The organism is Streptosporangiales bacterium (assembly GCA_009379955.1).
In the GTDB taxonomy this organism is placed as follows: domain Bacteria; phylum Actinomycetota; class Actinomycetes; order Streptosporangiales; family WHST01; genus WHST01.
On the sequence record WHST01000166.1, the window covers coordinates 1 to 12,511 of the forward strand.

The window sequence follows — 12,511 nt, forward strand, 5'->3', positions numbered from 1 at the left end:
AACCGGCGCCCACCCCAGGCGACAACCGGGCCACCGCCCTACCCCCCACCCCGCAAACACCTCAACCACACCCCACAACACCCCACCACGGCCACACCACCACCCCACGTGAACAATCGAGGTTAACGTGATCAACAGGGATAGCGCCGCGGGTCAGCGGTCAGCCGCCGGCGCCGCCGGACTTGCGGTCGCCCGCACCGGCGCCGGCGAGCCTCATCTGCTCGCGCTCGGCCGACGTCGCGATGAGGCCGGCGGGCGCGACGATGGTGGACTCGACGTACTCCGCCTCGGCCATCGGCAGCGGTTCGCGGAGCCTGATCGCCTTGATCCAGACGCGTATCGAGTCGACGATGACGATGATGATGAGGATGGCGAAGAGGGCGGCGAGCACGCCGTCGACCGTGGAGTTCGTGACGACCCGCTGCATGTCGTCGAGGGACTTCGCCGGCGCCAGCACCTCGTTCTGCTGGAGCGCCTCGGCATAACGGGCGCGCTGGGAGAAGAAGCCGAGCCTCGGGTCCGCCGAGAACACCTTCTGCCAGCTGGCGGTCAGCGTGACGGCGGCGTCCCAGGCGAGCGGGACGCCCGTCACCCACGCCCACTTGAGCCGACCGCTCTTGATCAACAGGGTGGTGGCGACGGCGAGGGCGATCGCGGCCAGCAGCTGGTTGGCGATGCCGAACAGCGGGAACAGCTGGTTGATGCCGCCGAGGGGGTCGGTGACGCCCTGGTAGAGGAAGTAGCCCCAGGCCGCGACGACGACGGCGCTGGTGGCGGCGAGTCCCGGCCACCAGCTGACGCGGGAGAGCGGCTTCCAGATGTTGCCCAGTGTGTCCTGCAGCATGAACCTGCCGACCCGGGTGCCCGCGTCGACCGTGGTGAGGATGAACAGGGCCTCGAACATGATCGCGAAGTGGTACCAGAACGCCTTCAGTGCGGCGCCGCCGAACAGGCCGGAGAAGATCTCCGACATGCCGATCGCCAGGGTGGGCGCACCTCCGGTGCGCGCGATGAGGGTCTCCTCCTGCACCGCGGCCGCCGCGGCCTGTAACTGTTCCGGCGTGATGGAGAACCCGAGCCCGGTGACGGCCTCGGCCGCCGACTGGACCGTGGCGCCGACCACCCCCGCGGGGGCGTTCATCGCGAAGTAGAGGCCGGGCGTCAGGACCGAGGCGGCGATCATCGCCATGACGGCGACGAACGACTCCATCAGCATGCCGCCGTAGCCGATCATCCTGACCTGCGACTCCTTCTGGATCATCTTCGGAGTCGTGCCGGACGAGATCAGCGCGTGGAACCCGGACAGGGCGCCGCAGGCGATGGTGATGAACACGAACGGGAACAGCGACCCGGCGAACACCGGGCCCTGACCGTTGAACGCGAACTCGGTGAACGCGGTGTTCTGCATGCCCGGCAGGGTGAACGCGACGCCGAGGGCGAGCAGCACGATCGTGCCGATCTTCATGAACGTCGACAGGTAGTCGCGCGGGGCGAGGAGCATCCACACCGGGAGCACCGCGGCCACGAAGCCGTACGCGATCAGCCAGAGTGTCAGCGCCTGTGGGCTCAGGGTGAACGTGTCGGCCAGGGCAGAGTCGGCGACCCAGCCGCCGGAGATGATCGCGAGCAGGAGCAGCAGGACGCCGATGACCGACACCTCGATGACCTTGCCCGGGCGCAGCTTGCGCAGGTAGAGGCCCATGAAGAGGGCGATCGGGATGGTCATGGCGAGGGAGAACGTGCCCCACGGCGACGCGGCGAGCGCGTTCACGACGACGAGCGCGAGCACCGCGAGCAGGATGATCATGATGACGAAGACCGCGACCAGCGCGGCGATGCCGCCGACCGGTCCGATCTCGTCGCGTGCCATCTGGCCCAGGCTCTTGCCGTTGCGCCGCATCGAGAAGAACAGGATGATCATGTCCTGCACCGCGCCGGCGAAGATCACGCCGACGACGATCCAGATGGTGCCGGGCAGGTAGCCCATCTGCGCCGCGAGGACGGGACCGACGAGGGGGCCGGCCCCGGCGATGGCGGCGAAGTGGTGGCCGAACAGCACCCGCCGGTCGGTCGGGTGGAAGTCCATGCTGTTGTCTAGACGCTCCGCCGGTGTCGCGCGGCGGTCGTCGACGCGCAGCACATGCTTGACGAGGAACCTGGCGTAGAAGCGGTACGCGATGGCGTACGAGCCGAGGGCGGCCGCCAGCAGCCACACGGCGTTGACGTTCTCACCGCGCGCGAGCGCGAGCACACCCCATCCGGCGGCACCGACGAGGGCGACGGCGGTCCAGATGAGCACCGAGCGCAGGTTCAAGCGACTCATGGGACTCCTTCGGGGGGTGAGTGACGGCTGCGTTCCATGTGACTGTCCAGGCGCCCCATGCAGGCCCGAAGCCCGGCGTCGGGGGGCAGGTCGGTGGTGAAGTGGCGCACCTTCAGGATCCGCCGGCAGTCGACGGTCACGTCGACCGCGGCGAGATGTGCCCAGGCGGTCGGGTGCACGTAGACCGACTGGTCGGGCTCGGCGTCGGCCGGACGCGTGCGCCGGGGCAGGCGCCGCTTCTGGATCGGGCGTACCGAGAACTCGCCGGCGTCGGCGCAGCACAGACCGGTGACATGCCAGTCGATGAAGACGACCTCGTCGGGCCGCAGGGCGGTCCGCGCCATCGCGGTCAGCCTGATCATCGTGGCTCCACTTCCTGCCGGCGCGGTCACCCGAACCGACTCAGCCGGATCGTACTCAGGAAATGCTCACGGCGACAGCGGTACGCGATCACGAATCGTCGAAACGGTCGGAGCGATGTCGTCACCGGTCGCCGCCGGACGACGACCGGTAGGACGTGTCTCAGATCACGAGAAGCTAGGGCACTAGGCGTGGGTGACGCGGATCTTCGACTGCTTGTGGGGAAGCTGCTCCCAGTCGTCCATGAACCGCGCGGAGAGCCCGTGCTTCGCGGCGAGCGCGACGAGGGTCTCGGTGCGGTAGTAGAAGTCCTCGCGGAGGACGTGGTGCTCGGCCCCGTCGGTGCGGTCGAAGGTGAAGTCGAAGAAGCCGTCGGGTGCCATGATCCGCCCGACGTGCGCGAAGCACTCGTCGATCACGCCGATCGGCGAGTGGGAGAAGACGCTGTGCGCGTGGATCACGTCGAACCGCGCGTCGGGGAGGAACGTGAGGCGCAGGTCGTTGACCGGCGTCAGGTGCGGCAGCTTCGCGCGCAGGTCGACCCCGGTCAGGGTGTCCGAGTCGCCCAGGGTGGACTGGCCGGCGAGCAGGATGTCGAGGGAGATGTCGACGCCGTAGTAGTGGCCGACGTCGAGATAGTCGATGAAGCGCCAGCCGGCACGGAGGTTGCCGCACCCGATCTCGAGCATGTGGTGCCGGGGCCGCAGCCCGTGACCGACGAGGTAGTCGAACTGCATCTTCCCGAGGGCGAGCCACCGCTCGTGGGTCGCGGTGCCGACGGCGCCGTACGGGCTCCTGCCGGCGTCGGAGTGCATGACCGCGCGGTAGTAGCTGACGTGGTCACGCGACCTGAGCCGGAGGATCTGGTCGCGGCACAGCCGGCGCAGGTACGAGGGGACGCGATCGGGGTGTTTCGCCGCGTAGCGCACCTTGTAGGCCAGGCTTGCCCGATTCTTCACTTTCCTGCTCCAAAGTCGGCTCCGGGTCACGGTAAGTGGTCCCGCACCCTATCCCGAGTGTGCCGAGCTTCACGTCATGGCGTCCGGCATCGCTGCCTACAGTGGAAGGGAATCGACTGAGCACTCGTCCACGGGGGAGCAACACGTGTCCGACGCGCGCCCGTCTCCGGCGGCGGCTGCCCTGCGACGTCTCGGTCTCGACGACAACCCGTTGCGCCGGCGCAGCGACCGGCTGCAGACGCGGGCACGGCTGGTCCTCGGTGCGCTCTTCCTCCTCGGCTGTGTCGTCGCGGCGTTGGTCGGCCGCGCCGCTTATGGGCAGGAGACGTTCGCCGCGGAGCGCGACGCGCGGACGGGCTACCAGGCGACCGGCCGGGTGCTCTCGACCTCGACGTCGACCGCCGACCCGCAGACCGGCGCGACGCAGCGGGTCGTGCGGGTGGCATGGCAGGACGGCGACGGTCGCGACCACCGCCAGCACCTGGTGCTGCCGATCGGCCGGAAGGTGACGTCGTCGATCGACGTCTGGGTCGACTCCCGTGGCCGCGCGTCGCTCACCCGCCCGCCGGAGAGCCGGACGGTCGCCTCCGGCATCGGCGCCGCGATGCTGTTCCTCTTCACCCAGACCCTGGTGCTGTGGAGCGCCTACGGCATCGTCGTCGTGCTGCTCAACCGCCGGCGCTCGAGGGCCTGGCAGCGTGAGTGGCGCCTCGTCGAGCCCGACTGGCGCCGCCGCGTCCTCTGACGCTCGCGCTCACATCCTTGAGATGTGGGCTTCGGCCGGAACATCATATTCCCCGACAGGCCTTCTACCTGCGAAAACGTGGGAGGCGGCCCTGTGGCTTACTGGTCCTAGACAGGCATCCTTCCGAATCTCCTCCGTCACCTGCGTCATTGTGACATCATCCGGGAGCATGTACGGGGAGCATGCGGTAGCCAGCCTCCTGTTGGACGAGGCGAACCCACGGTTCAGCGAGCCGGCGAGCAGTCAACGCGAGGCGCTGAACAAACTGCTAGCTGACGCGCCGCAGAAGCTGTTGAAGTTGGCTGAAGACATCGCGACTGAGAGTTCGGTTAACCCGACTGAACTACCTGTCTGTGTTGATGAGAACGACGGCCTGGTCGTCATCGAAGGCAACAGGCGGCTCGCTGCGCTCAAGCTCTTGCGGAACCCGGGGTTGGCGGACGAGCATGGGTACTCAGCAAGACTGAAGACCATCGCCACGAGCGGAACCGGGCCTGACACGGTGTTCTGTTACACCGCCCCCAATCGCGAGGCGGCTAGGCACTGGATCGAGCTTCGACATACTGGTGAGAACGACGGCATCGGGGTTGTCGAGTGGCAGGCATGGCAGTCCAATAACTTCCGACGTCGAAAAGGGACCCAGGCGGACCGAGCGACAGTCTTCTGCAGTGCTGTCGCAGCAGACTTCCCCACCGAGGCCGAACTACTGGCGGACATCGAGACGGTCCGCAGGGAACGACTGACGACCCTTGGCCGGCTGGTTGCGGATCCTGAGGTGCGCCGGAGCTTCGGATTTGACTTCGTGGACGACAGGGTCGAGTTCCACTTCGACCGTGAGCACATCTTCGCGGGGATGCAGCAGATCTTCGGTGACCTTGCGGGCGAAGTTGGTGTCTCGCAGATCAAGAGCAAGCAGCAGCGAGCTGTCTATATCAAGAAGGCCGCGGAGGCCAAAGCATTGCCCCCCAGAGAGCAACGACGTCCGAGCCCACGTCAGCCAGGTGCCGCTGGTGACGGATCAGCTTCAACCCGCACGTTGGGCTCAAATGGCATCCCAGCCAAGGTGACGCGTCGAACGATGCCGCGGGAAGAGTCGACCATCTTCAAAGGGCTAAAATTGCGGCATGTCGACATACGGACCTCGAAGCTCCTGGTTCAAGCGCAGACCATTGATGTCACCACCGCATCGGCAGTTGCAGCTGTCATGCTGCGCGTCGTCTTGGAACTTACGGTGACGGAATGTGTCACGAGACTGGGTCTGGGCACTGCGGACGATCGGCTCAAGAAGAAGATCGCAACCGTACTCAGGAGGCTGGATCCCAATATCGAGAACCCTCGCAGGAGAGATGTCGACCTGGCGACGGCCTGGATCCGAAGCCAGGACGACGCGAGCGGTGTAGCCGTGCAGGCTCTTCACGCGTTCGTCCACAACGTTATGGCGCATCCGACCGTGGGTGAGGTGCGGGAGCTGAGTAAGACATTCAGGCCGATGATGGAGAAGACGGATGAGCTGTTGGGTTCAGCTAGCCCGTGAGATACCTGAGCCCACTTCGCTACCCCGGCGGCAAGGGGCGGCTCGCACCGTTTGTTGCGGATCTCATCAGATCGCAGTCTCGCCGTCCCGCGGAGTACGCTGAGCCATTCGCCGGTGGCGCTGGGGCTGCGCTAAGGTTGCTGGTTGACGAGCACGTACGCCGGGTCCACATCAACGACCTCAACCCGGGAATAGCCGCGTTCTGGCGATGTGTCTTCTTCGACACCGAACTATTCGCCAAGTGGATTGAGTGTAAGGAAGTAACTCTCGATGCGTGGCATGAGCATCGGGCCACGTACGAGTCGCCGCACGGCAAGTCCGACATCGAGATCGGGTTCGCCGCGTTTTTTCTCAACCGATGCAATCGCTCCGGAATCCTCAACGCTCGGCCGATTGGGGGTCTTGAGCAAGAAGGAAGATGGAAGATCGACGCACGATTCAATCGTGAGAATCTTGCGCATCGTGTGCGCTCCCTCGGGCAGTATCATCGGCGCGTGCGCGTGACGCAGCTCGACGCTCGAGATTTCCTCGATTCGCTCGACGCGTCGATCGAAGAGGTCCTGGTTTACGTCGATCCTCCGTATCTCGTGCAGGGCGACGCCCTCTACATGGACTCACTCAGCGAAGAGGATCACGCTGCGCTGGCATCCCAGCTACGTCGGAGCAACCTGCAATGGTTCTTGACCTACGATGCGCACGAGCGCGTGACGAGCGAACTCTACTCGGGGCTGCGCACGGTCCAGTTCAACATCGCTCATACGGCTCAGGTTCAGCACGTTGGATCTGAATATGCTGTATTTGGCGACTCCTTGACCATCCCGGCAGTGGATCTCGTTCCGAGAGGCCAGACCCGCTGGATCACAGCCTGACGGCGTGCAGCCCAATCTCTCAGGCTAGCCGGAAAGAGCGCCGCGGCTAGGAACGTGGGCGCCGCCGCGTCCTCTGACGCCGTACGGCTCTACGCCTGGTCGCGGGCGATCGGGGCGACGATGCACTCCTCCGGGATGCCGAAGCCGTCGACGAGCAGGCGCGCGGACGGGCGGAGCTCGGCGCAGAGGTCGCCCACGGCGCGCGTCACGGCCTTGGCGCGTTCCGGGGAGAGCCGGTTGTGCTCGAGGTACCAGGCGCGCGACGCCTCGATGGTCGAGAGCGCGTGCAGGCCGCAGACCTTGCCCAGCAACGCCTTCACCGCGGGGTCGGTGCAGCGCTCGATCGCGGTGACGAACGCCTCGAGCACGAGCCTGTCGACGTGGGTGCGCGCCGCGAGCAGCACGTGGTCCTGGGCGTCGTTGAAGGCGTCGAACGGGCTCGTGCCGCCGTCGACGCCGGCCTTCAGCCGGCGGGCGAGTCCCGCGACGACGTGCCTCTCGCGCCAGGTGAGGAGCTCCAGGTGGTACCCGTGGTCGCGCAGGTCGCGGTCGCCGCCGGGGAGCGCGTCGAGGATCCGCTGGGTCAGCGGGCGTACGGCCGTCGCCTCGAGGACGGACTCCAGCACCTGGCCCGCGACGAAGCGCACCATGCCGCGGGTGTCGAGGTCACCGAACTCGTCGCGGTACCCGGTCAGCAGGCCCTTGGCCACGAGCTGCAGCAGCACCGTGTTGTCGCCCTCGAACGTCGTGAAGACGTCGGTGTCGGCCTTCAGGCTCGCGAGCTGGTTCTCCGACATGTAACCCGCACCGCCGCATGCCTCGCGGCAGGTCTGGATCGTCCGGGTCGCGTGCCAGGTCGCGAGCGCCTTGACGCCGGCGGCGTCGGACTCGAGCTCGCGGTGGTCGCCGTCGTGGTCGGAGGCGAGGGCGGCGTCGAGCGCCCCGACGAGCTCCTCCTGCGCGAAGTGCATCGCGTACGTCGTGGCGATCGCGGGCAGCAGGCGTCGCTGGTGCTGCCGGTAGTCGAGCAGCAGGATCTCGTCGCCGTCGGGGCCGGCGAACTGGCGCCTCCGCTCGGCGTACCTGACGGCGATCGTGAGTGCCATCTCGGCGGCGTTCACCGCGCCGCCGGCGATGCTGACGCGACCCTGGATCAGGGTGCCGAGCATCGTGAAGAACCGGCGGCCCTCGCTCTCGATCGGGCTAGAGTACGTGCCGTCGGGCGCGACCTCGGCGTACCTGTTCAGCAGGGCCGTTCGCGGCACGCGTACCTCGTCGAACCACAGCCGGCCGTTGTCGACGCCGTTGAGGCCGGCCTTCCTGCCGCAGTCCTCGATCCGCACGCCCGGCCACGCGTCGCCGTCCGAGGTGCGGATCGGGACGAGCAGCGCGTGCACGCCGTGGGACGTGCCGAGGGTCGACAGCTGCGCGAACACGACGGCCATCCGGCCGTCGCGCGCCGCGTTGCCGATGTAGTCCTTGCGTGCCAGGTCGCCCGGGGTGTGGACGACGAACTCCTCGGTGTCCGGGTCGTACGTCGCCGTCGTCCGCAGCGACTGCACGTCGGAGCCATGTCCGGTCTCCGTCATCGCGAAGCAGCCGGGCAGGTCCATCGACAGGATCTGCCGCAGGTACTCGTCGTGGTGCCGCTGCGTACCGAGGAGGAGCACCGAGCCGCCGAACAGTCCCCACTGCACGCCGCACTTGACCAGGAGTGACAGGTCGGTGAACGCCATCATCGAGAAGCTGGTGATCCAGCCGCCGATGTCGTCGGCGCCTCCGTACGCCGAGGGGAAGCCGAGGGACGGGCCAGGTGTCTTCGCCAGAGCCCGGGCCAGTCCGGTCACGCGGGTCCGGTGGGTCTCGGTGTCGAGGCCGTACACCGGGCGGAACTCCGGGCTCCCGATCTGCTCGCGCGTCAGCGCACGGACGGCGGCCCATTGCCCGTCGAGGACGTCGCGAAGCGCGCCGGTCGCCGGCGCCTCCTCACCGGCCGTCATCGGCACCCCCTGTTCCCCCGGCCACTGTCGATGTTGCAGGGATGACGGTACGGTACGGAAACCTCAGCTCAAGGAGGGCACGCACTGTCATGTCCGAGCCGCTACGCCGTGCGGTGATCGTCGGTGGCAACCGCATCCCGTTCGCACGGGCGAATGGACCCTACGCACACGCGTCCAACCAGGACATGCTGACGGCCGCGCTCGACGGGCTCGTCGCGCGGTTCGGCCTGCAGGACCAGCGGCTTGGTGAGGTCGTCGCCGGCGCCGTGCTGAAGCACAGTCGCGACTACAACCTCACCAGGGAGTGCGTGCTCGGCAGCCACCTGTCGCCCGAGACACCGGCGTACGACGTCCAGCAGGCGTGCGGCACCGGGCTCGAGACCGTGGCCCTGGTGGCGAACAAGGTCGCGCTCGACCAGATCGAGGTCGGCGTCGCCGGCGGCGTCGACACCGCGAGCGACGCGCCGGTCGCGGTCAACGACGACTTCCGCCGGCTGCTGCTCGACATGCGGCGTAGCAGGACGTTCGGCAGGCGGCTCGCCACGCTGGGCAGGCTGCGTCCTCGCCAGGTCGTGCCCGAGGCGCCGCGCAACGCCGAGCCGCGCACCGGCATGTCCATGGGCGAGCACGCGGCGGTCACGGCGAGGGAATGGGGCATCGGCCGAGAGGAACAGGACGAACTCGCACTCGCGAGCCACCACCACCTCGCGGCCGCGTACGACAGAGGGTTCTTCGACGACCTCGTGACCCCGTACCTCGGCCTGCAGCGCGACGCGAACATGCGCCCGGACTCGACGCCGGAGTCGTTGGCCGGGCTCGCGCCGGTGTTCGGCAAGGGGCCTGACGCGACGATGACGGCGGGCAACTCGACGCCGCTGACCGACGGCGCGTCGACGGTGCTGGTCGCGAGCGAGGACTGGGCGCGCGCCAGGCGCATGCCGATGCTCGCGCGGTTCGTCGACGTCGAGACCGCCGCCGTCGACTACGTGCACGGCGGCGACGGGCTGCTCACCGCCCCCGTCCACGCGGTGCCGCGGCTGCTCAGGCGCACCGGCATGACGTTGCAGGACTTCGACTTCGTCGAGATCCACGAGGCGTTCGCGTCGACGGTGCTCGCGACGCTCCGCGCATGGGAGAACGAGCAGTTCACCACGGAGCGGCTCCGACTCGACCGCCCGCTCGGCGCGATCGACAGGTCCCGGCTCAACGTCGTCGGGTCGTCACTCGCGACCGGCCACCCGTTCGCCGCGACCGGTGGTCGCATCGTCGCGACCATGGCGAAGCTGCTGGCCGAGAAGGGGTCGGGCCGCGGCCTGATCTCCATCTGCGCCGCCGGCGGCCAGGGCGTGGTGGCGATCCTGGAGGCGGTGTAGGGCGTGCCCCTCGCGAAGCTGCTCGTCGATTCCCCCGTCGGTCGCGGCGTGACCAAGGCCATGGGGCTGCCGCAGCCGTCGCCGCTGCGCAGGCAGGCTCCTGGCGAGCCGCCGCTCGACGGCCCGCTGCTCCTCGGGGCGGCCGCAGGTGGACGCCTCGCGTCCGCCGTCACCGCGTCGATGAGCGAGGTGGGCGTCGAGGTCGTCACCGCCGACGAGGGCGAACGCACCTACGCCGCGCTGGTCTACGACGCCACCGGCATCGTCACGGTCGACGGTCTGCGTTCGCTGTACGTGTTCCTGCACGACTCGCTGCGTCGCCTCGGCGCCAGCGGGCGCGTGCTCGTCCTCGGCACGCCACCCGAGGACTGCGTCGCTCCTGGCGAGGTCGCGGCACAACGCGCCGTCGAGGGACTGGTCAGGTCCGTCGCCAAGGAGGTCAGGCGCGGAGCGACCGCCAACCTCGCCTATGTCGCGGCGGGCGCCGAGACGTCGGCGACGTCCACGCTGCGCTTCTTCCTCTCCGGGCGGTCGGCGTACGTGTCGGGCCAGGCGGTCCGCGTCCGCGGCGGCGAGGTCGGCGTGCTCGAGGACGCCGACCGGCCGTTCGACGGCCGCGTCGCGCTCGTCACCGGAGCCGCCCGCGGCCTGGGGGCGGCGATCGCGTCGCTGCTCGCGCGGGAGGGCGCGCGGGTGGTCTGCCTCGACGTCCCCGCGCAGGGCGAGCTGCTGACGGCGACGGCCAACGACGTGCGCGGCATCGCCGTGCAGCTCGACATCACGGCGGTCGACGCGCCGCGGCGGCTGGCCCGTCACCTCACCGACAGGTACGGCGGTGTCGACGTCCTCGTGCACAACGCGGGCATCACCCGCGACAAGCTGCTCGTCAACATGGACGACAAGCAGTGGGCCTCGGTGCTCGCCGTCAACCTCGACGCGCAGCTGCGGGTCAACGCCGAGCTGCTCGCCCGCGAGGTACTCAGGCCGGGCTCACGCGTCGTCTGCCTCTCCTCGCAGAGCGGGATCGCGGGCAACCGCGGCCAGACCAACTACGCGGCGAGCAAGGCTGGCATCATCGGCATGGTGCAGGCGCTCGCGCCCGTCCTCGGGCGCACCGAGGGCACCATCAACGCCGTCGCCCCAGGCTTCATCGAGACCGAGATGACTGCGCAGATGCCGTACGCCGCACGCGAGATGGGCCGCCGGATCAACAGCCTCGGCCAGGGCGGCCTGCCGATCGACGTCGCCGAGACGGTCGCCTGGCTGGCCAGGCCGGGCAGCGGCGGCGTGACCGGACAAACGGTGCGCGTGTGCGGCCAGAGCATGTTGGGCGCGTGAGGCGATGCTGACCATGGCGAGCGAGCGGCTGCCCGCGCTGCCCCAGCTGCGACCGCTGTACCTGCGCGGAGCCCTCGGCCTCGTCGGCCGGCACGGCGACAAGCTGCCGGAACGCGAGCTGCTGGTCGACGACGTGCGGATCGACCCCGACCGGCTGGCGGCGTACGACCGGGTGTGCGGATACCGGCTCGGCGACGAGGTGCCCGCGACGTACCTGCACGTGCTCGCGTTCCCCCTGCAGGTCGCGCAGATGGCCGAACGCGCCTTCCCGTTTCCGCTGCCCGGCCTCGTCCACATCCGCAACAGCATCACCGTGACGCGGCCGGTGCACCTCGCGTCGTCGCTGACGTTCCGCGTGCACGCCGAACGCCTCCTCCCGCACCGCAAGGGCGCGCAGGTCGACCTGGTGTCGCGTGCCGAGGTCGAGGGTCAGACCGTGTGGTTCGGTCGGAGCACCTACCTCGCTCCCGGTCGCAGGGTGGCGCGGCTCACCGACGAGCACGACACCGAGGTGATGCTGCGCGAGGAGCTCGCCGTGCCGGTCAGGACCGCCGCGGTCGTCCACGTGCCGCGCGACCTCGGCCGCAGGTACGCCAAGGTCTCCGGCGACGTCAACCCGATCCACCTTGGCCGGCTCCGGGCCAGGCTGTTCGGGTTCAAGCGGCCGATCGCGCACGGTATGTGGGCCAAGGCCCGCTGCCTCGCCGCCCTCGAGGGCCGGCTGCCGAGCACGTACACCGTCGACGTCGAGTTCCGCAAGCCGGTGCTCCTGCCCGGCACCGTGGAGTTCGCGTCCGCGCGCCGCGACGACGGCTGGTCGTTCGGCCTGCGCTCCCCCTCGGGCAGCCCGCACCTCCTCGGCCGCGTCCGCGCCTAGATGAATGATTCCGTGAAGCTGCTGGTCAGTGGTCGTAGGCGGTGAGTGATCGTTTGCTGGTGACGCCGGTGGTCCAGTTGTGCCAGATCCCGGCGGCCATGGCCAGCAGGCGTTGGGCGACTCGGGTGAATAC

General features: G+C 68.7%; 11 protein-coding genes. 6 read left to right on the forward strand and 5 right to left on the reverse strand.

Annotated features, from left to right (window positions below; genetic code table 11):
- Positions 1–160 precede the first annotated feature (160 nt).
- From GEV10_29925 to GEV10_29935, 3 genes are all read right to left on the reverse strand, one after another.
- Entirely contained in the window at positions 161–2,314 is a 2,154-nt protein-coding gene (locus tag GEV10_29925) for a carbon starvation protein A (protein ID MQA82631.1), read from the reverse strand.
- A gap of 5 nt (positions 2,315–2,319) precedes the next feature.
- A complete protein-coding gene (locus GEV10_29930; protein MQA82632.1) occupies positions 2,320–2,685 on the reverse strand; it encodes a hypothetical protein in 366 nt (121 codons plus the stop codon).
- 183 nt (positions 2,686–2,868) lie between these two features.
- Positions 2,869–3,672 (reverse strand): methyltransferase, encoded by an 804-nt coding sequence (locus GEV10_29935; GenBank protein MQA82633.1) that lies wholly within the window; start codon positions 3,670–3,672, stop codon positions 2,869–2,871.
- Positions 3,673–3,787: 115 nt separating this feature from the next.
- Between GEV10_29935 and GEV10_29940 the strand changes: the two genes are divergently transcribed.
- From GEV10_29940 to GEV10_29950, 3 genes are all read left to right on the forward strand, one after another.
- Complete coding sequence (locus GEV10_29940) at positions 3,788–4,387, forward strand: hypothetical protein (GenBank protein ID MQA82634.1); 600 nt, start codon at positions 3,788–3,790, stop codon at positions 4,385–4,387.
- Between the two features lie 169 nt (positions 4,388–4,556).
- Positions 4,557–5,921, forward strand: a complete 1,365-nt coding sequence (locus GEV10_29945) for a hypothetical protein (GenBank protein ID MQA82635.1) — start codon at positions 4,557–4,559, stop codon at positions 5,919–5,921.
- Positions 5,918–6,790 (forward strand): DNA adenine methylase, encoded by an 873-nt coding sequence (locus tag GEV10_29950; GenBank protein MQA82636.1) that lies wholly within the window; start codon positions 5,918–5,920, stop codon positions 6,788–6,790. The genes GEV10_29945 and GEV10_29950 overlap by 4 nt, the downstream gene beginning before the upstream one ends.
- 89 nt (positions 6,791–6,879) lie before the next feature.
- Here the strand turns inward: GEV10_29950 and GEV10_29955 are convergent, their stop codons facing one another.
- On the reverse strand, positions 6,880–8,790 hold the full coding sequence (locus GEV10_29955; protein ID MQA82637.1) for an acyl-CoA oxidase: 1,911 nt from the start codon (positions 8,788–8,790) through the stop codon (positions 6,880–6,882).
- 89 nt (positions 8,791–8,879) lie between these two features.
- Here GEV10_29955 and GEV10_29960 point away from each other — a divergent pair, with 89 nt between their 5' ends.
- From GEV10_29960 to GEV10_29970, 3 genes are read left to right on the forward strand one after another with little or no spacing between them, the layout of a single operon-like run.
- Positions 8,880–10,163, forward strand: a complete 1,284-nt coding sequence (locus GEV10_29960; protein MQA82638.1) for an acetyl-CoA C-acetyltransferase — start codon at positions 8,880–8,882, stop codon at positions 10,161–10,163.
- Between the two features lie 60 nt (positions 10,164–10,223).
- Positions 10,224–11,501, forward strand: a complete 1,278-nt coding sequence (locus GEV10_29965) for a 3-oxoacyl-ACP reductase (protein ID MQA82639.1) — start codon at positions 10,224–10,226, stop codon at positions 11,499–11,501.
- 13 nt (positions 11,502–11,514) lie between these two features.
- Positions 11,515–12,378 (forward strand): hypothetical protein, encoded by an 864-nt coding sequence (locus GEV10_29970; protein ID MQA82640.1) that lies wholly within the window; start codon positions 11,515–11,517, stop codon positions 12,376–12,378.
- 25 nt (positions 12,379–12,403) lie between these two features.
- Here the strand turns inward: GEV10_29970 and GEV10_29975 are convergent.
- Positions 12,404–12,511 (reverse strand): IS982 family transposase (locus tag GEV10_29975; GenBank protein MQA82641.1); only part of this gene is annotated, 108 nt, incomplete at its 5' end.

Excerpts from the sequence above, each read along its gene's own strand:
- GEV10_29955 (MQA82637.1), bottom strand. The coding sequence starts at position 8,790 with ATGACGGCCGGTGAGGAGGCGCCGGCGACCGGCGCGCTTCGCGACGTC.
- GEV10_29960 (MQA82638.1), top strand. The coding sequence starts at position 8,880 with ATGTCCGAGCCGCTACGCCGTGCGGTGATCGTCGGTGGCAACCGCATC.
- GEV10_29965 (MQA82639.1), top strand. The coding sequence starts at position 10,224 with ATGGGGCTGCCGCAGCCGTCGCCGCTGCGCAGGCAGGCTCCTGGCGAG.
- GEV10_29930 (MQA82632.1), bottom strand. The coding sequence starts at position 2,685 with ATGATCAGGCTGACCGCGATGGCGCGGACCGCCCTGCGGCCCGACGAG.
- GEV10_29970 (MQA82640.1), top strand. The coding sequence starts at position 11,515 with ATGGCGAGCGAGCGGCTGCCCGCGCTGCCCCAGCTGCGACCGCTGTAC.
- GEV10_29945 (MQA82635.1), top strand. The coding sequence starts at position 4,557 with ATGTACGGGGAGCATGCGGTAGCCAGCCTCCTGTTGGACGAGGCGAAC.